The sequence below is a fragment of the Nocardioides sp. Soil805 genome (assembly GCF_001429625.1).
Lineage (GTDB): Bacteria > Actinomycetota > Actinomycetes > Propionibacteriales > Nocardioidaceae > Nocardioides.
The window spans coordinates 50,365-69,676 of sequence record NZ_LMSU01000006.1 but is presented as its reverse complement, the minus strand read 5'-3'; the positions used below and the strand labels follow the sequence as shown (position 1 = coordinate 69,676).

Genomic DNA, 19,312 nt, shown 5'->3' with positions numbered 1-19,312 from the left:
GGCGCACCACGAAGCCCGGCCCGACGACCATCCCGACCGTCACTGCCCTGACGAGCGCCGCACCGCGGGTGTGACACGTCGGCCGGGCGACGCGGGTCACCCGACGACGATCCGCTCCAGCTCCTCGCGACCCGGCAGGTCCGCGGGCTCGACCGTCTGCCCCGAACGGACGTAGTGGAAGACCGCGCGGACCCGCTCCAGCGGGGTGCCGGTGAGCTCGGCCCAGGCGAGCCGGTAGATCGCCAGCTGGAGGGGGTCGGCGGTGGCCGCCTTGTTGGTCTTCCAGTCGACCACCACGAACCCCCGCTCGCCCTCCACCTCCTCGGTGTAGATCGCGTCGATCCGCCCGCGGACGACCTGGCCGGCCAGCACCAGCGCGAAGGGCGCCTCGACGGCGTGCGGCACGCGGTCGGCGTACGGGCCGGACTCGAAGCGGGCCACGAGCTCGGCGAGGTCGGACTCGTCGTCGATGCCGGCGTCGGCCCGGCCCTCGAGCTCGTCGTAGGGGATGAGCTCGGGCTGGCCGAAGCGCGACTCGACCCATGCGTGGAAGCGGGTGCCGAACCGTGCCGCCGAGGAGGGCTTGCGCGGCATGGGCCGGGCGAGCTCGCGGGCGAACTGCTGGGGGTCGTCGCGCAGTCGGCTGAGGGCGGTCGCGGACAGGCTGGACGGCAGCTCGACGCGGATCTGACCGCCCCGGTCGGCGCGGGCCTCGGCGAGTAGGCGCTCGATCGCGGCGTCCCAGTCGGCGACCTGTCCCGCGGTGAGGACGTCGAGGCCCTCGTCGGGGACGTCCGGGTCGACGGCCCGCACGACCTCGGCCGCGTCGAGGCGCAACCGGGCCTCCCGCCCGATGCCGGTGAGCGGCCACGGACGCGAGGGGTCGTCGCCGGCGTAGGGGTGCGTGGCGTCCTTGCCGGGCTTGTCGAGCCAGCCCGCGACCTCCTCGCCCCAGCCCGCGATGACGTCGCGCATGGTCTCCTGGAACGGCGAGGGACCGAAGGGGCTCTTGCGCGCGTTGAAGAGGAACGAGGTCACCCACATCTCGTGCTCCGCACGGGTGAAGGCGACGTAGCCCAGCCGCAGCTCCTCGGTCGCCTCGTGGGCCTTGGACGCCGCGCGGTAGGCGTCGAGGGCCGCCTTGTCGTGCCCCTGGAGCTGCGGGAGGTCCTGGGCGTCGCCGCGCAGCGGGGCCGGCATCACCGACGGGGACGACGTCCACAGCGTGCGGCCCCGGGTGGAGGGGAACCGGGACTCCCCCACCCCGACGAGGAAGACCGAGTGCCACTCCAGGCCCTTGGAGCGGTGCACCGTGAGGAGCTTGACCGAGTCGGCCTCGGTCGGGGTGGCCGCATCGAGGCCGTTGCCCTGGTCGTCCTCGGCGGTGAGGTAGGCCAGCAGCGCCGGCAGGCTGACGTCGCCGTCGACGGCCTGGAACTCCGCGACCGCCTTGACGAAGAGGTCGAGGTTGTCGCGCCGGGCCAGCGCCGCCGGGCCCACCGCCGAGGCGAGCTCGATGTCGACGCCGGAGGTGTCGATGACGCGGCGTACGACGTCCAGCAAGGGCTCGGAGACGTGCGAGCGCAGCATCCGCAGCTCGCCGGCCAGCAGGGCGAAGCGCTCGCGGGCCTCGTCGGAGTAGGGCAGGTCGTCGCCCGGGTCCTCCAGCGCGTCGCCGAGGGCGGCCACCTCGGCGGGGTCGATGCCGTCGGCGATCTCGAGGAGCTGGTCACCGATGTCGACCGCGTCGGGCGCGCGCCCCCGGCCGCCGGACAGCTCGGCCGCGCGCTGGGCCAGCAGGTGCAGGTCGCGCGGGCCGACGGCCCAGCGCGGTCCGGTCAGCAGGGTCAGGAGCGAGGAGTTGGCCGTGACGTCGTGCATCAGGTGCAGCGTCGCCACGATCTCCGCGACCTCGGGCAGTCGCAGCAGCCCGGAGAGCCCGACGATCTCCACCGGCACGTCGGCGCTGGTGAGGGCGTCGAAGACCTCCTCGGCATGTGCGTTGTCGCGGGTGAGCACGCCCAGCCGGGACCAGTCGCCGGTGCGGGTGTGGGCGTCGCGGACCCGCTCGACGAGGGCGGCCAGCTCCTCGCGGTGGGTCTCGAAGACCTGGGTCTGCACGATCCCGGGAGCGGCGCCGTCGGCGGCGACGAGCGGGGAGACCTGCGGGAAGGCGTCGTACAGCGGCTGGGCGAGGACGTTGGCGAGGTCGAGGATCCGCGTGTCGGAGCGGCGGTTGACCGTCAGCGGGAGCACCGGCACCTCTCCCCCGTGCGCGGCCGGGAAGGTCTCGGCGAAGTTGAGGATGTTGGACACCGAGGCCCCGCGCCAGCCGTAGATCGCCTGGTTGGGGTCGCCCACCGCGGTCACGGCGTGGCCGAGCCCGGACGCCTCGTCCGGCCCGGAGAACAGCCGCGAGAGCATCAGGGCCTGCGCGACGGAGGTGTCCTGGTACTCGTCCAGCAGCACGACACGGAACGCGTCGCGCTGGGCGGCGCCGACGTCGGGCTGCTCGTCGGCCAGCCGGGCGCCGAGGGCGATCTGGTCGGAGAAGTCCATGAGGCCCAGGTCGGCCTTGAGCCGGCGGTAGTCCTCGACCAGGCCGAGGAGCTCGGCGCGACGGTCGATGGCCGAGATCGCCTTGTCGATCGCGTCGAGGTACGTCGCACGGTGCTTGCCCTGCTCCTCCTCGCGGCGGGCGGCGACGAAGCGCGGCCGCTCCGCGGCGTCGAATGCCCGCACCTCGTCGGGCGAGCGCAGGTGCTCGCTCAGCGTCGAGTCGAGGGCGAGGAGGTTCTGGATGGCGGTCTCGGCGTGGTCGGTGAGGTGCTCCACCACACCGGTGTGGCGGTCGACCACCCGCGCGCCGAGCTGGTAGCGGGCGGCGTCGGTGACGACCCGGGTGTCGGGCTCGTGGCCGATGCGCAGGCCGTGCTCGGTGAGCAGGGTGGCGGCGAAGGCGTTGTAGGTCGCCACCGTGGGCTCGAGCACGTCCTCCTCGTCGTCGCGGGGCACCGCGTCGAGGACCCCGGCGGTCACCAGCGCCGAGCGGATGCGGGAGCGCAGCTCGCCGGCCGCCTTGGTCGTGAAGGTGAGGCCGAGGACCTGGTCGGGTCGGACCTGGCCGGTCACCACGAGATGGACGACGCGGGCCGCCATCAGGGTCGTCTTGCCCGACCCGGCCCCGGCGATGACCACCGCGGGCGACAGCGGCGCGGTGATCGCGGCCCACTGCTGCGGGCTCGGGGCGAACGACGTCTGCATGACCCGCCGGAGGTCCTCGGGGGTGTCGATGTGGAGCGGCGGTCGCGGGCCCGGAGCCCGCTCTGCCGGCCCGGACGTGCTCGTCGCGGTCGTCGTCGTGGTCACAGGGTCACCACCGACCCGGCGCCCTTGGCGGGGCACAGCGAGACGTAGGGACAGTCCTTGCAGTGGTCTCCGGGAATGGCGGGGAACTCCTCACGGCGCAGGTAGCCGGCGGCGGTGGACAGGGCGACGCGGAGGTCCTCGCGCTCGGGCGACTCGTCGGGCTGCGGGTCCTGGCGCTGCTCGACGGCCGAGGGGCTGTCGTCGAGGGCGCCGAGCTGGACCAGGAACGCGCCACCGGACACGGCGTCGGGGATGGCCTCGTCGACGGCACCGCGGTCGACGGCCAGCTGGTAGAGCGCGAGCTGGCGGTCGCGCTGGACCGCCGGCCCGCTGGGCTTCGTGCGGCCGGTCTTGAGGTCGACCACGACCACCCGTCCGTCGTGATCGACCTCGAGGCGGTCGACGTAGCCTCCGAGCCGGACCTGCTCGCCGTCGTCGAGCTCGACCACCGTCGCGAACCTGGTCTCGGTGTCGACGAGCCGGCGCGGGTTGGCGTGGTGCCAGGCGAGGAACCGGGCCAGCGCGGAGCGCACCCGGGCGTGCTCGCGGGCGGCGGCCCACGGGGTGCGGAACTCGAGGCGCTGCCACACCGCGTCGACGTGCTCCATGAGCAGGTCGGCGTCGTCGGGACCGGCCACGAGCTCGCCGGTGCCGACCCGCTCGGCGAGCGCGTGCACGATCTGCCCGAGGTTGGCCGACTGGTGGGAGCGAGTGACGCCACCGGCCTCGCGCGACAGGAAGTGCTGGGTCGGGCAGGCCATCAACCCCGTCAGGGTGCTGGCCGACAGCGGCACCGGCTCGTCGGTCGGACGCACCGGGCGCGCGGAGAGGCTCGCGGCGCGGGTCCCCCACCACGTGGCCGGGTCGGCCTGCGGGACCAGCGCCCTGCCGCCGACGGACTCGGTCGCCAGCGCCTTGAGCCGCCGGGCGGCCGCCTCGCGCAGCGGCTGGGGGGTGTCGGGATCGGCCAGGTGCTGGCGCAGGTCGCTCACCAGTCCGGCCATGGACAGCGGCCGGCGAGGACGCCCGCTGTGGTGCACGGGCGGGATCTGCAGCTCGGCGAGAAAGCGCGACGGCTGCTCGCCCTCGTCGTCGGTCGAGGCGACCGCGGTGACGACCAGGCGCTGCCGCGCACGCGTGCAGGCGACGTAGAACAGCCGCCGCTCCTCGGTGAGCAGCTCGCGTGTGCTCACCGGCGGCACCAGGCCGTCGGCCCGGATCCGGTCGGCCTGGAGCAGCGTGCTGCGCCGGCGCAGGTCGGGCCAGACGTCCTGCTGGACGTGGGCGACCACGACGAGGCGCCACTCCAGCCCCTTGGCGCGGTGGGCGGTGAGCAGGCGCACGGAGGCACCGCGGACCCCGCGCTCGGCGAGGGTGTCGCCGGGGATCTGCTGGGCGACGAGGGTGGCCAGGAAGTTGGCGATGCCGAGGTGGTCCTTGCGCTCCTCGGCACGCGCGGCCGCCTCGAAGAGGGCCACGATCGCGTCCAGGTCGCGGTGGGCACGCCGGGCGGCGGCGCCACCCAGCTCGACCCCGCGACGCAGCCGCTCGGGCCACGGCGTGCCCGCCCACAGCAGCCACAGCACCTCCTCGGCGGTGTCACCGTCGGCCTGGGCGGTCCGCCCGCGCCACAGCAGGGCGGCGAAGGCGCGGGCCCGGTCGACCTCCGGGCCCTCGAGGCCGTCGAGGAAGTCCGGGTCGACCAGCACCTGGCGCACCAGGTCGCGGGAGCGACGCGGGACGCGCTCCTCCGCCTTGGCCGCGGTCTTCTCCCGGGCCCGGAGCAGGCGGCCGAGCCGGCGCAGCTGACCGGCGTCCAGCCCCGACAACGGTCCCAGCAGCATGGACTCCGCCCGGGTCGGGTCGATGAAGTCGACGTGGGTCGGGTCGTGGTTGTCGAGGTTGAGGATCGCCCGCAGGGCGTCGAGGAGCGGCAGCGCCGCGGGGTCGCGGACCAGCGGGACGTCGTCGCCCGCCACCTCCACGGGGACGCCGGCAGCCCCGAGGGAGCGACGCAGGCCCGGGATGGATGTGCGTCCGGAGCGCACCAGGACCGCCATGTCGTCCCACGCGATGCCGTCCTCGAGGTGCGCGCGTCGCAGCAGGTCGGCGAGGTGCTCGGCCTCGGCCCGCTCGGTGTCGAAGGTGAGCACCTCGACCCGGCCGTCACCGTGGGGGCCGGGCTCGGCCACCGGCGCCGCGAAGTCGGCCCGGGCCGCCTCGGGGATGGTCCCCGGCAGGGCGATGCCGCCGGCGATGCGCCGTGCGGCCAGGAGCATCCGCGGGCCGAAGCGACGGGTGGTGCGCAGCGCCACCACCTCGGCCGGCGACCCGTCGGCGGCGGGGAACGTGGTGGGGAACTCCAGGATGCCGCGCACCTCGGCACCGCGGAAGCCGTAGATCGACTGGTGCGGGTCCCCGACCACGGTGAGGTTGCGTCCGTCGCCCGCGAGCTCCTGCAGCAGCGCGACCTGGCCCGGGTCGGTGTCCTGGTACTCGTCGACGAACACGTGGGTGAACCGGGCCCGGAGCTCGTCGCGGTGGTCGCGCGCCAGGGCCGTGGCGCGCCGGATCAGGTCGGAGTAGTCCAGCGCGCTCTGGGCGTCGAGGTTGTCGAGGTACTGCGCCATGAAGAGCCCGGCCGCGACCAGCTCGGGGGCCCCCTCGGCACGGCCCAGCTCGAGCAGGCCGCGGTCGTCCAGGCCGTTGTCGCGGGCCCTCCCGAGCACGGCCTGCACCTCGCGGGCGAACCCGCGGGTGCCGACGGCCCGTGACAGGGAGTCCGGCCAGGTCACGGACTCGGGATGGTCGGTCAGCAGCTCGCGCAGGACCACGTCGGCCTCGGGGGCCGAGAGCAGGCGCAGCGGACCGTCGTAGACCCCGGCCGGTGTGTAGGTGCGGACGAGGCCGTAGGCGAAGGAGTGGAAGGTCGAGCTCAGCGTGGTGGTGCTGGTGCGCCCGAGACGGGCGGTCACACGGTCGCGCAGCTGCTCGGCGGCCTTGCGCGAGAACGTCAGGGCGAGGACCTCGTCGGGGCTCGCCCCGCGCCGCTCGATGCGGTCGACGATGGTCTCGACGAGCGTGGTGGTCTTGCCGGTGCCGGGGCCGGCGAGGACCAGCATCGGGCCACCAGGGTGGTCGACGACCCGCTGCTGGTGGTCGTCGAGGCGCGGAGCGGAGACCTGCCCGGGCACGCTGCGGACGAGCCGGTAGCCCGGTCGTGGGAGCTGCTGGCCGGTCTGCCGGCCTGCCTGCTGGGAGGTCACGGGACGACCCAACCAGACGCCACCGACAGCCGGGGGTCGACGGGGGTCACACGGGCGCGGGGCGCTCGTTGTAGACCCCGGCCTCCTCCTGGCCCGTCAGCTGCGCGATGGCGGCCATGACGCGGTCGGTCAGCTCGCGCCGTGCCCGGCCCGGGGGCACGGCGTCGTACTCCCCCGCGACCTCGATGGGCGCGCCGAAGCGCACGGTCACCGCCGCCCGGCGCGGGAGCCTCGAGCCGACCGGCTGGATGTCCTGGGTGCCGGTCAGTCCCACGGGCACCACCGGGCAGCCGGCGGTGAGGGCCAGGTGGGCGACGCCGGTGCGGCCCCGGTAGAGACGGCCGTCGCGCGAGCGGGTGCCCTCGGGGTAGATGCCGAAGGCGCCCCCGCGGCCCAGCACCTCGAGCGCGGTGTCGAGGCTGGCGATCGCCGCCCGGGTGTCGTCGCGGTCGACGGGCAGCATGCCCAGCCCCTCGAACCAGGCGCGCTGGAGGGCGCCCCGCACGCCGGTGCCGGTGAAGTAGTCCGACTTGGCCAGGAACGCCACCTCGCGAGGCGCCACCACCGGGATCACCACGCTGTCCACGAAGGACAGGTGGTTGCTGGCCAGGATCACCGCCCCGCTGCGAGGCACGTGCTCGAGACCCGTGACGGTCGGTCGCCAGAAGGCCTTGGCGGCAGGCCGCACGACCGTGTGCACCGCGCGATACATCATGGCGCCCATTGTGGCCCCTGCCCCGGGTCGGTGGGTCACACGTCCGTCGGTGCCTCGCGCAGCGCCATCCCCGCCGCGACCACCAGGGCGGCCACCGTCACCAGCGCGACCGTCCACAGCGTGGGCTGGTCGGGCGCGTCGTCGAGGGCGCGGGCGGCGAGCCACGCCAGCGGGGCGACGAGCCAGGCGAGCAGCCCGCGGCGTACCCACAGCCAGGCCGGGGCACGCCCGATCGGCATCCGTGCGGGCCCGTACGACGCCAGCACGCCGGCGACGTGGGCGCCCACCAGGGCCGCGGCCGCCACCAGGACGCCGGGCGCCAGCGGGTCGTCGACGCGGGCGCCCCACCACGCCACGACGAGCAGGACCACGACCGGCCCCGCCGGGGACTCGGGCATCGCCGCCCACAGACCGCCCAGCACGACGAGGACCACGACGAACGGGGCCGCCGGGGGCTGCCACGCGGCCGCGACGGCGACCACCGGCAGGACGACCAACAGCGTCCGCGCGAGGAGCGCGGAGCGGCTCCACCGCCGGACCACGTTCACCGGACCCGCACCCGGGGCTGCTGGGCGCGCCGGGCGAGCCGGTGCAGCACGTCGTCGACCGTGCCGGGCCCCCGCCAGGGGACCACCGGGCACCCCAGGGCGCCGAGCCGGTCGAGCAGGTTGTCCCGCTCGACGCGACGCATCCGCCACGCCAGGACGGTCCGCGACCGCGGGCCGCCGAGCGCGTCGAGGTCGCGCTCACCGAGGGTGTCGATCACCAGCACCGGCACCCCCCGGGCGGCCAGCGTCGCGGTCGCGGTGACGACCGGCGCGTGGAGCATCGGGGAGAGCACGTAGACCACGCAGTCGCCCTGCACGCCGAGGTCGAGGGCGGCGTCCTCCTCGACGTGGCGGGTCTCGGGGACCACCCGAGCCAGCGTCCCGGTCAGCCGGTGCAGGTGGCGGGTGCCGGTCCCGAACGGCACCCGCGCGTCACCCGGACCCAGGACGCGCAGGCCGACCCGGTCGCCGACGCGGACGTGGTGCTCGACCAGCGCCGAGGCCGCCCGCACGGTGAGGTCGAGGCTGCTGGCGGTGCCGTGCACGCCGCCGCTGCGCCCGATGTCGCGCAGCGCGTCGACCACCACCAGCACGCCGGAGTCGAGCTCGGAGCGGGTGGTGACGACCTGGAGGGAACCGGTGCGCAGCGACACCGGCCAGTGGATGCGACGCAGGCGGTCACCGGCGGCGAAGGGCCGGATCCCGCTGAACTCCGAGCCGCTGCCCACCCGCCTCGAGCGGTGGGCGCCGACGAGCCCGTCGGGTTGCGGCGCCTCGGCCCGCGAGTCGAAGGCCGCCGCCTGCGGCAGCACGCCCAGGGTCGCCCCGGGCAGCCCGACCGGGCCCCAGCGGAACCCGGCCCACGCGCCGGTCAGGGCCACCTGCTCGCTGCCCAGCGAGCGGGGTCCCCAGCGGGTGACCCCTACCTCCACGCCGGGCAGGCCGTCGCGCACGAGGCCGCCGACCGCTCCGCGCAGCGGCGAGAGGACGACGTACGCCGGGCGCTCCATCGCGCGGGTGACGTGCTCGACCCCGTCGAGGGGGGTGACGGCGAGGGCGCTCACCGTGCCCTGGCCCTCGTGCAGGCGCAGCACGCCGAGGTCGGCGGCCAGGCGAGGCGTGGTGCGGGGATGGTGGAGCAGGCCGAGGAGCGCCGGCAGCAGGAACGGCGCGGTCAGCACGACCAGCACCGGCGACCCGAGGGTGACGGCCCCGACCAACCCGGCGGCGGCCACGGCCCAGGCGCGGGCCAGGGCCGGCGTGGCGCACCACCGGGTCACCGCCGCTCCAGTGTCTGGGGGGTCGGCACGGTGGCGAGGACGGAGTCGACGACCTTGGCCCCCGACGCGGAGGTCATCCACAGCTCGGGACGCACGGTGACCCGGTGGCCCAGCACGGCCCGCGCCACCGACTTCACGTCCTCGGGGACCACGTAGTCACGACCGCGGAGCACCGCCCAGCCGCGCGCCGCGAGCACCAGGCCCAGGCTGCCGCGCGGGGACGCCCCGGTGAGTGCCTCGCCGTGGTCACGGGTCGCCGCGGCGAGGGCCACGCAGTAGCGACCGACCGACTCGTCGACCGCCACCCGCTCGACGGCGGCCTGCAGCGCGGCGAGCCCGGCGGCGTCGGTCACGGGCTCGACCGCCACCTCCTCCTGACGGCGGGCCACCCGCCGGGCGACCACGTCGTACTCCTCGTCGGCGGTCGGGTAGCCGAAGTCGACCCGCATCAGGAAGCGGTCCAGCTGGGCCTCCGGCAGCGGGTAGGTGCCTTCGTACTCCACCGGGTTGGCGGTCGCGAGCACGTGGAAGGGCCGGGGCAGCAGGTGGGTCTCCCCCTCGACGGTCACCTGACCCTCCTGCATCGCCTCCAGCAGCGCCGCCTGGGTCTTCGGCGGCGTGCGGTTGATCTCGTCGGCCAGCAGCAGGCCGGTGAAGAGCGGACCCCGGCGGAACGAGAAGTCGCTCGTGCGCTGGTCGAAGACGTAGGAGCCGGTGAGATCGGCCGGCAGCAGGTCGGGCGTGAACTGGGCCCGCGCGAAGTCCAGCCCGAGGGCCTGGGCGAACGACCGCGCGGCCAGCGTCTTGCCGAGGCCCGGGAAGTCCTCGATGAGCACGTGCCCCTTGGCGAGGATCGCGGCCAGCACCAGGCCCAGCGCGTGCTGCTTGCCGACGACGGCCCGGCCCACGCTGTCCAGCACGTCGGCCGCGAGGCGGGTCGCCTCGGCAGTGCTGAGCCGCCCCGCGGTGGTGGCGTCTGGGGTCACGGCGTCATGAGTCACGGCGTCGTCCTTCACGGATGGCCTCGATCCTTCTCAGGTAGTGGTCGATCTCGTCCGGCGAGAGCCGGCGGGCAGGTTGTCGGGCGAGGTCGCTCAGCTCGGGGTCGGAGAGCGCGGGGTCGCGCGTCCGGGCGAGCGCGACCAGGCGGTCCCGCAGGGCCGGACCCGGCTCGCGGGCGTCGAGGTGGCTCTCGAGGATCCGGCTGTACGACGACTCCTCGCCCGCGTCGGGTCGGACCAGGGGCGGTCGGCTGTCGATCCAGTCGGCCGGTCGCGTCTCGTTGGCGTCCAGCAGCAGCCACACCAGCGCCGCCACGGTGGTCATGAGCAGCGCCCAGCCGAGCAGTCGCGGGCCGAAGTCGAGCAGCGTGAGCACCACCTGCCCGACCACGATCATCGCGACGAGCAGGCCGGCGCGTGCCGTCCACGCGCGGCGCAGCGAGCCGGTCACCGGACCGCCCCGGACCCCGCGCGGATGCGCGCGAGGGCGTCGAGCGCGGCGCGACGGTCGTCCTCGCCGACCTCGTGGGGGCTGAAGCGGGCCTCGCGGTAGAGCCCGAGCAGGCGCGTCACGGCGGCCCGGTCCACGTCCGCGACGTCCAGCATGCGCAGCGCCAGCTCGGAGGACGTCTCGGACGGGTGCCGGCCCAGGCCGGCGCGCTCGGCCTGCACCTCGAAGCGGTGCCAGCACTCGACGATCGCGTTGCGCGGCTCGCCCTCCTCGAGGATCCGCGTCTGGGCGACGACGTCCTGCGCCATCGCGTCGGCGACCCGGCGCCGGTCGTCGAGGACCTCGAACTCCCCCGTCGCCGCCTCCTCGTGGACGCGGCGCAGCGCCCAGGCGGTGTGGAGGCGGCGGACGACGAGGACCACCGCCAGCACCATTCCCGCCAGCGCCGCGAGCTGGATCGCGCCACCCACGACGTTGAGCAGGACCCGCACCCAGGTGGGCGGGTCGGACTGCTCCACGTCGTCCCGGGTGGTGCCGGCGGTGTCGACGGGAGCGTCCTCGGTCGTGACCGACGACTCGGGCACCTTCTCGGGCCCGTCGCCGGTGAAGACCTGTTGGGGACCGATGAGCGCGGCCCAGACGGCGAGCACCACGAGCAGGCTCGTCGCCGCGACGGCCAGCGTGGCGACGACGGCTGGCCTCCTCATGGCGACGACCCTAGACGGAGGGACGGCCCTGCGGCGGGACCGACGGCTCCGTCCCCCACGAGACGGAGCCGCCGGCCACGGACGCCAACGAGGCGTGACCCGTCGGGGTCACGCCTCGGTGGCTCGCGGTGGTGTCGCCGCGTGTGGTCGGTGCGTCAGTACGTCGGCTGGCTGGGGTCGATCTGCGACACCCAGGCCACCACGCCGCCGCCGACGTGGACGGCGTCGGCGTAGCCGGCGCCCTTGACGATGGCCAGCGTCTCGGCCGAGCGCACGCCGGACTTGCAGTGCATGACGACCTGCTTGTCGGCGGGCAGCTGACCGAGGGCGTTGCCGTTGAGGAACTCGCCCTTGGGGATCAGCACCGAGCCGGGGATCTTGTTGATCTCGTACTCGTTGGGCTCGCGCACGTCGACCAGGACGAAGTCGCGCTCCCCGGCCTCGCGCTCCTTGAGCATCTGCTCGAGGGTGCTCACCGAGATCGTCGACCCCGCGGCCGCCTCGGCGGCCTCGTCGGAGACGGCACCGCAGAACGCGTCGTAGTCGATGAGGTCGGTGACGGTCGGGTTCTCGCCGCACAGCGCGCAGTGGGGGTCCTTGCGGACCTTGAGCTTGCGGTACTCCATCTCGAGCGCGTCGTAGATCATCAGCTTGCCCGCGATCGGGTCGCCGATGCCGGTCAGCAGCTTGATGGCCTCGTTGACCTGGATGGAGCCGATGCTCGCGCACAGCACGCCGAGCACGCCGCCCTCCGCGCAGCTGGGCACCATGCCCGGCGGCGGGGGCTCGGGGTAGAGGCAGCGGTAGCACGGCAGGTCCTCGCCGAGCATGGGCGCGAAGACCGAGGCCTGGCCGTCGAAGCGGTAGATCGAGCCCCACACGTAGGGGATCCCGAGGAAGTACGCCGCGTCGTTGACCATGTAGCGGGTGGCGAAGTTGTCGGTGCCGTCGACGATCAGGTCGTAGCCCTCGAAGACCTGCTTGACGTTGTCGTTGTCGAGGCGCTCGTTGTGCACGACGACGTTCACGAGCGGGTTGGTCTCGAGGATCGAGTCGCGCGCCGACTCCGCCTTGGGGCGACCGACGTCCGACTGGCCGTGGATGATCTGGCGCTGGAGGTTGGACTCGTCGACCTCGTCGAACTCGGCGATGCCGAGGGTGCCGACCCCGGCCGCGGCCAGGTAGAGCAGGGCGGGCGAGCCGAGCCCACCGGCGCCGATCACCAGGACCTTGGCGTTCTTGAGGCGCTTCTGGCCGCTCATGCCCACGTCCGGGATGATCAGGTGCCGGCTGTAGCGGCGCACCTCGTCGATGGTGAGCTCGGCGGCAGGCTCGACGAGCGGGGCGAACGACACGGCGTACTCCTAGGGCTTCTCGACACGGTTCTCGCGGGACGTGGGGGCAACGCCTGCGACCCTGCCCATGTTCCCCGGGGCCCGGTCGCGGCCCCGTCACGTCCCGGCATCCGGACGGTCACGGAAGGCACCTCACCCGGACGGGGGTCTTGTCAGGACGACGTCCGTGGGTGAAGGTCAGCAGGTTGAAGAAATCCTGTTCGGGCGGGACCCCACGGCGACATCTGCGTCGGCTGCCCGGACAACACCCCCCACCCACTCCGGGAAGGCACGACATCTTGAACTCCCTCACCCGACGCCTCCTCACCGGGAGCACGGCCCTCGCGGTCTGCGCGACCATGGGCGCCACGGTCTCCGTCACCTCGGCGACCGCATCCCCCGACCGGCAGGGCGACGGCGGCCAGTCGGCCACCCACCGCTCCGACAACCGCCCCGGACCGCAGACGAAGAAGCAGCAGCGCCTCAAGACCAAGGCCCTCGCGCTGCTCGAGAACGGCAAGGCCACGCTCAAGCCGCAGGCGGGGGGCGGGTCCACCGTCAAGCTCGCCGACGGGTCGTACGTCGAGTTCCCGATCGAGAAGACCGACAAGATCTTCACGATCCTGTCCGAGTTCGGCGACACCGGCTCCGGCAAGCTAGGCACCACGCCCGGGCCCCTGCACAACCAGATCCCGGAGCCCGACCGGGCCACCGACAACTCCACCTACTGGGTCTCCGACTTCAGCAAGGCCCACTTCGAGGAGATGTTCAACGGCGACGGGGAGTCCTTCAAGAACTACTACACCCAGCTCTCCTCGGGTCGCTACACGGCGATCAACACCGTCACCGACTGGGTCAAGGTCCCCGGCAACGCCTCGACGTACGGCGACAACGCGGTCGAGGACAACGGCGGCTCCTGGTCGTTCATCAACGACTCCGCCGACTCCTGGTACCAGGCACAGCTCGCGGCGGGCCAGACCCCGGCGCAGATCGACGCCTACCTCGCGCAGTTCGACGAGTGGGACCGCTACGACTTCGACGGCGACGGCGACTTCACCGAGGCCGACGGCTACATCGACCACTTCCAGGCCGTGCACGCCGGCGAGGGCGAGGAGGCGGGCGCGGACGCGGACGCCATCTGGTCGCACCGCTGGTACGTCGGCACCGGCTACGGCACCACCGGCCCGAGCATCGGCACCCAGAACAACCTCGGTGGTGGCGCGCAGATCGGTGGCTCGAAGTACTTCATCGGCGACTACACCGTGGAGCCCGAGAACGGCGGCCTGGGGGTCTTCGCCCACGAGTTCGGCCACGACCTCGGTCTGCCCGACTACTACGACACCGCGGGCGGCGAGAACGGCAGCGCCTTCTGGACGCTCATGTCCTCGGGCTCGTGGCTCAGCCACGGCGCCAGCGCGCCGGCCGGGCAGGAGGGCATCGGCACCGTCCCCGGCCTGATGGGCCCGGAGGAGAAGCTGTTCCTCGGCTGGCTCGACCACACCGAGGTCAACGCCGGCCAGAGCGGCACCTACAAGCTCGGCCCGTCGCAGCACACCTACGCCAAGGCCGACCAGGCCATCAAGGTCAACCTGCCCAACTCCACGATCACCAACGCCTACACCACCCCGCCGAGCGGCACGCACGCCTGGTGGTCGGGTCGCGGCGACGACCTGTCCAACACCCTGACCCGCACCGTCCCGGCGTCCTCGTCGGTGACCGTGACGGCCAGTGCCTGGTACGAGATCGAGGCCGGCTACGACTACCTGTACGCCCAGTACTCCCTCGACGGTGGCCAGACCTGGACCAACGTCGGCAACCCGATCGACGGGTCGTCGCGCAACGCGTGGACGGGCCTGCGCTACAGCTACAAGGCCGGCGGCCAGGAGTCGCTGTTCCGCTTCCTGTACAAGACCGACGGCGGCTACAACGAGGCCGGCGCCTTCCTCGACGACGTCACCGTCAAGGGCTCCACCACCTTCACCGACGGCGCCGAGTCCGGCACCAACGGCTGGGACGCCAAGGGCTGGACGATCTCCACCGGGACCGACGTCACCAACGCGAAGCGCTACTACCTGATCGAGAACCGGCAGTACGTGGGCTACGACGCCACGCTCCAGCAGGGGCCCTACCAGTTCTCCAACGGCCTGACCAAGCCCAACTGGGTCGAGTTCTTCCCGTTCCAGGACGGCATGCTGGTCTGGTACGTCGACGAGTCGTACACCGACAACAACGTCTCCGCGCACCCCGGTGCCGGCGCCGCGATGGTCGTCGACGCCACGCCCAACTCGCTGACCTATCCCGACGGCAGCAGCCCGAGCAACCGGCGTGAGCCGTTCGACGCCACCTTCGGCCTCGACATCGTCGACCGGGTCTGCCTCCACAAGGAGGTCGCGGGCGGCACCCGGCAGGCGCCGACCGTGGAGACGCTCGAGGCGTGCGCCGGCGGCGTGAAGCAGAAGGCCACGTTCGACGACACCAACCCGACCGCCTACTACGACGCTGCGGCCCCGCAGAACTCCGTCAAGGTGGCCGGCGTCGGCGTCAAGGCCACGGTCACCGGCGACGACGGCACGTTCCTCACCGTCGCCGTCAGCAACCCCGCGGCGGTCACGACTCCCTGACCCCACCGCACGACCACCGCACCGACCGAGAGCCGGGGCCCGCGTGACGCGGGCCCCGGCTTCGTCGGTCGGGGGTCTACCTGCGAGTAGGCTGCGGGCTCATCCATCGTGGAGGGACACACACGTGAGCGTTGATCGCTTCGAACCGGGCGAGCCCCGGCCGCGCGGCGGCAGGATGCCGCGACGCGAGCGCCGCGCCCAGCTGCTCGAGTCGGCCCTCGAGGTCTTCGTCGCCCAGGGCTACCACGCGGCCGCCATGGACGACATCGCCGAGCGCGCCGGCGTCTCCAAGCCGGTGCTCTACCAGCACTTCCCCGGCAAGCTCGAGCTCTACCTCGCGCTGCTCGACACCTCGTGCGACACCATCATCGACAACTGCCGCCAGGCCCTCGCCGCGACCCAGGACAACAAGCGCCGCGTCGAGGCCACGATGGACGTCTTCTACACCTACGTCGCCGCCGACACCGGCGCGTTCCGACTGGTCTTCGAGTCCGACCTGACCAGCGAGCCGGCGGTGCGCGAGCACGTCGACCGGGTCACCACCGAGTGCGCCACGATGATCGCCGAGGTCATCCACGAGGACACCGGCCTGCCGGACGGTCCCTCCCGGCTGCTCGCCGTCTCGCTGGTGGGAATGGCCCAGGTCAGCGCGCGGTTCTGGCTCACGGAGACGGCCGGCATCAGCCAGTCGGACGCCGCGGCGCTCGTCGCCGGCCTCGCCTGGCGCGGGATCCGCGGCTACCCCCTGGACCACTGACCTCAGGGCCCGCTCGCTACCGTCGGCCCCACGTCCCGCACACCCCGTCGTACACCTGAAGGAGTCACCCCGTGGAGGTCAAGATCGGCGTCGAGCACGCCCCTCGCGAGCTGGTCGTCGAGACCGACGCCAGCCCCGAGGACATCGAGTCGCAGCTCGCCGAGGCCATCGCGTCCTCGGGCCTGTTCGCGTTCACCGACACCCGCGGGCGCCGCATCGCGGTGCCCGGCAGCAAGATCGCGTACGTCGAGATCGGTGGCGGCGTGGCCGGCGCCGTCGGCTACCGCTGAGCCACCCTCCACGAGCGCCGCGACGCGCCGTCACCCCTCGGGGGGTCGGTGTTTGATCCGACCCCTTGACAGGACGATGATGCGAGGGTGCCGACATCTCGTCGGCGCAGACCGCACCATCAGGGTGCGGCATCCGAAAGGCAGAACTCGTGGACATCCTGTGGCTCATCATCGGAGGCGTCGTGATCGGCCTCCTCGGCAAGCTCGTCGCCCCCGGCGACAAGGACAACATCCCGCTGTGGCTCACCGTCCTGTGCGGCATCGGCGGCATCATCCTCGGCTACTACATCTACGCCGCCTTCGGTGGCAACGGATCGAACGGTGTCGACTGGGTCCGCTGGATCGTCGCCATCATCACCTCGGCCGTCCTGGTCGTGATCGCCTCGACCGTCACGGGCCGCAACGCCGGCTCGCGCACGCACGTCTGACGCAGCAACCCCAGCACCACGTCGAAGGGCCCCGCACCGGCTGGTGCGGGGCCCTTCGTCACGCGTGCGGCCGGTCCGGGTCGGGCCGTCCGGGTCGGGGATGCCTCAGGAGTCGAGGCCGAGCTCGGCCATCCGCTCCGCGTGCCGCTCGGTGAGCCGGGCGAACATCCGCCCGAGCGCGGCCAGGTCGAGGCCGGGGCGGTCCACTCCCCCGGCGAGCAGGGCGCTGAGGGCGTCGCGCTCCGCGGCGACCCGCTGGGCCTGGGTGAGCGCCTCGCCCATCAGCCGGCGTCCCCACAGGGCGAGCCGGCCTCCCAGGCGCGGGTCGACCTCGATGCCGGCGCGCACCCGCTCCACGACGAACGCCGAGTGCCCGGCGTCGTCGAGGGCGTCGATGACCAGGTCGCGGGTGTCGGCGTCGAGGTACGCCGCGATCTCGCGGTAGAAGTCCGCGGCCAGGCCGTCGCCGACGTAGGCCTTGATGAGTCCCTCGTACCAGTCGGCCGGCGCCGTGTGGCGGTGGAAGGAGTCGAAGCTCGGCCGGAAGGCCTCCATCGCGGCGAACGGGTCGGCACCCAGCGACTCGAGCCGCTCGGTGAGCCGGGACAGGTGCGCGAACTCCGCCGTCGCCATCTGGCCCATCGCCACCTTGTCGGCCAGCGTCGGGGCCAGCTTGGCGTCCTCCACGAGCCGCTCGAAGGCCGACAGCTCGCCGTACGCGATGACACCGAGGAGCTCGATCACTGCCTGCCGGTACGCCGGGTCGTGGACCGCCTCGACGGGAGTCCCACCGGCATCCGGGCCCGGGGCCGCGGCGGAGGATTCAGTCATGTCCGCACCCTAGGGGATACAGTGACCGCATCGAGCGCCACGCCGGAGCCCGAGTGCCGCCGTCCTCGCACCACGCAGAGCAGCAGCCCTCCGACCACCCGGTGGACCGACCCGGTCTCTCCCGGCGCCGACGCATGTGCGCGGCAGGCTTGCCTCTTCGGTCCGCCGCTCCCACGGACTCGAATCGACGAAAGCGAACCCGCATGACCACCTTCCGCGAGCTCGGCGTGCTGCCCGAGATCTGCGACGCGCTGGAGCGCGCCGGCATCACCACCCCCTTCGCCATCCAGGAGATGACCCTCTCGGTCGCCCTGATGGGCACCGACCTGATCGGCCAGGCCCGCACGGGCACCGGCAAGACCCTCGCCTTCGGCATCCCGGTGCTGCAGCGCAGCGTCACGACCACCGACCCGGCGTACGCCGACCTGCCGCAGGGCAAGCCGCAGGCCCTCATCGTCGCCCCGACCCGCGAGCTGGCGCTCCAGGTCTCCAACGACCTGCACCTGGCCAGCGCCGACCTCGGCCTGCGCGTGCTGACCGTCTACGGCGGCGTCGGCTACGACACCCAGCTCGACACCCTGGCCGCCGGCGTCGACATCGTGGTCGGCACCCCCGGTCGCCTCATCGACCTGGCCAACCGCCGCGCCCTGGACCTCTCGCACGTGCACGCGCTCGTGCTCGACGAGGCCGACGAGATGCTCGACCTCGGCTTCCTCCCCGACGTGGAGCGGCTGCTGAGCATGACGCCCGAGACGCGGCAGACGATGCTGTTCTCGGCCACCATGCCGGCCGCCATCGTGGCCCTGGCCCGCACGCACATGCGGCACCCCATGAACATCCGCGCCGAGTCGTCGTACGAGAACGCGACCGTGCCCGCCACGGCGCAGTTCATCTACCTCGCCCACGACCTCGACAAGCCGGAGATCATCGGCCGCGTCCTGCAGGCCGACGACGCGGAGAAGATGATCGTCTTCACCCGCACCAAGCGTCAGGCCCAGCGGATCGCCGACGACCTCGCCGAGCGCGGCTTCGCGGCCGCCCCGTTGCACGGCGACATGGCGCAGATCGCCCGCGAGAAGGCGCTCGCCAAGTTCCGCGAGGACAAGCTCAAGGTGCTCGTGTGCACCGACGTCGCCGCCCGCGGCATCGACGTCCGCGGCGTCTCGCACGTCGTCAACTACACCTGCCCCGAGGACGACAAGACCTACGTGCACCGCATCGGTCGCACCGGTCGCGCCGGGGCCACCGGTACGGCGATCACGCTGGTCGACTGGCCCGACATCGCGCGCTGGAAGATGATCAACAAGACGCTCGACCTGCCGTTCCCCGAGCCGACGGAGACCTACTCCACCTCCGAGCACCTCTTCCACGACCAGGGCATCCCGGTCGGCACCAGGGGCCGCATCGTCGACGCCGCCCCCGTCGAGCGCAAGCCGCGCGAGGACCGCGCGCCGTCCGGCGACCGCGACCGCGCCCCGCGCGAGCGCAACCGCTCGCGCAGCCGCACGCGCAGTGGCGCCCCGGTCGAGGGCGGCGCAGCCTCGACCGCGTCCGGCCCGGCGAGCGACGCGGTCGGTGACAAGCCCGCCGCCGAGGGTGCGAGCCGCAACCGCAACCGTCGCCGGCGCACCCGCTCGGGCGGCTCGGCCACCGCGGCCTCGGGCCCCGCCTCGGAGTGACGCTCCCCTGACGCTCCCCTGACACGACGAAGACC

Annotated in this window: 15 protein-coding genes; 5 read left to right on the top strand and 10 right to left on the bottom strand. The window is 73.3% G+C overall.

From position 1 onward, the window contains the following. Positions 1-96 precede the first annotated feature (96 nt). The 9 genes from ASG94_RS19905 to moeZ form a co-directional block, all read right to left on the bottom strand. A complete protein-coding gene (locus ASG94_RS19905) occupies positions 97-3,369 on the bottom strand; it encodes an ATP-dependent helicase (RefSeq protein WP_235537344.1) in 3,273 nt (1,090 codons plus the stop codon). Further along, complete coding sequence (locus ASG94_RS19900; protein WP_235537343.1) at positions 3,366-6,635, bottom strand: ATP-dependent helicase; 3,270 nt, start codon at positions 6,633-6,635, stop codon at positions 3,366-3,368. The genes ASG94_RS19905 and ASG94_RS19900 overlap by 4 nt, the downstream gene beginning before the upstream one ends. Before the next feature lie 46 nt (positions 6,636-6,681). Beyond that, positions 6,682-7,350 (bottom strand): lysophospholipid acyltransferase family protein, encoded by a 669-nt coding sequence (locus tag ASG94_RS19895; protein ID WP_056928355.1) that lies wholly within the window; start codon positions 7,348-7,350, stop codon positions 6,682-6,684. A 35-nt stretch (positions 7,351-7,385) separates the two neighbouring features. Then, positions 7,386-7,898 (bottom strand): hypothetical protein, encoded by a 513-nt coding sequence (locus ASG94_RS19890; RefSeq protein ID WP_056928238.1) that lies wholly within the window; start codon positions 7,896-7,898, stop codon positions 7,386-7,388. Next, positions 7,895-9,178 (bottom strand): DUF58 domain-containing protein, encoded by a 1,284-nt coding sequence (locus ASG94_RS19885; protein WP_056928237.1) that lies wholly within the window; start codon positions 9,176-9,178, stop codon positions 7,895-7,897. Before ASG94_RS19885 ends, ASG94_RS19890 begins: the two co-directional genes overlap by 4 nt. Further along, complete coding sequence (locus ASG94_RS19880) at positions 9,175-10,179, bottom strand: AAA family ATPase (RefSeq protein ID WP_082624405.1); 1,005 nt, start codon at positions 10,177-10,179, stop codon at positions 9,175-9,177. Before ASG94_RS19880 ends, ASG94_RS19885 begins: the two co-directional genes overlap by 4 nt. After that, complete coding sequence (locus ASG94_RS19875) at positions 10,169-10,630, bottom strand: hypothetical protein (protein ID WP_056928235.1); 462 nt, start codon at positions 10,628-10,630, stop codon at positions 10,169-10,171. The genes ASG94_RS19880 and ASG94_RS19875 overlap by 11 nt, the downstream gene beginning before the upstream one ends. Beyond that, positions 10,627-11,337, bottom strand: coding sequence for a DUF4129 domain-containing protein (locus ASG94_RS19870; RefSeq protein ID WP_056928234.1), 711 nt, complete (start codon positions 11,335-11,337; stop codon positions 10,627-10,629). Before ASG94_RS19870 ends, ASG94_RS19875 begins: the two co-directional genes overlap by 4 nt. Before the next feature lie 155 nt (positions 11,338-11,492). Further along, complete coding sequence (moeZ, locus tag ASG94_RS19865) at positions 11,493-12,692, bottom strand: adenylyltransferase/sulfurtransferase MoeZ (protein ID WP_056928233.1); 1,200 nt, start codon at positions 12,690-12,692, stop codon at positions 11,493-11,495. A gap of 278 nt (positions 12,693-12,970) precedes the next feature. Between moeZ and ASG94_RS19860 the strand changes: the two genes are divergently transcribed. From ASG94_RS19860 to ASG94_RS19845, 4 genes are all read left to right on the top strand, one after another. Beyond that, positions 12,971-15,292 carry an immune inhibitor A domain-containing protein gene (locus ASG94_RS19860; protein ID WP_056928232.1) on the top strand — a complete coding sequence of 774 codons (2,322 nt, stop codon included), beginning with the start codon at positions 12,971-12,973 and terminating at the stop codon, positions 15,290-15,292. A gap of 124 nt (positions 15,293-15,416) precedes the next feature. Further along, the gene (locus ASG94_RS19855; RefSeq protein WP_235537342.1) at positions 15,417-16,049 is read left to right on the top strand and encodes a TetR/AcrR family transcriptional regulator; all 633 of its coding nucleotides are present in this window, start codon (positions 15,417-15,419) and stop codon (positions 16,047-16,049) included. A 71-nt stretch (positions 16,050-16,120) separates the two neighbouring features. Further along, entirely contained in the window at positions 16,121-16,339 is a 219-nt protein-coding gene (locus tag ASG94_RS19850; protein WP_056928230.1) for a DUF3107 domain-containing protein, read from the top strand. 149 nt (positions 16,340-16,488) lie between these two features. Further along, entirely contained in the window at positions 16,489-16,767 is a 279-nt protein-coding gene (locus ASG94_RS19845; RefSeq protein ID WP_056928229.1) for a GlsB/YeaQ/YmgE family stress response membrane protein, read from the top strand. Positions 16,768-16,872: 105 nt separating this feature from the next. On the opposite strand, the gene ASG94_RS19840 is transcribed toward ASG94_RS19845, so the two are convergent. Beyond that, on the bottom strand, positions 16,873-17,598 hold the full coding sequence (locus ASG94_RS19840; RefSeq protein ID WP_056928228.1) for a ferritin-like fold-containing protein: 726 nt from the start codon (positions 17,596-17,598) through the stop codon (positions 16,873-16,875). Between the two features lie 203 nt (positions 17,599-17,801). Here ASG94_RS19840 and ASG94_RS19835 point away from each other — a divergent pair, with 203 nt between their 5' ends. Further along, on the top strand, positions 17,802-19,277 hold the full coding sequence (locus ASG94_RS19835; protein WP_056928227.1) for a DEAD/DEAH box helicase: 1,476 nt from the start codon (positions 17,802-17,804) through the stop codon (positions 19,275-19,277). The last annotated feature ends 35 nt before the right edge of the window (positions 19,278-19,312 follow it).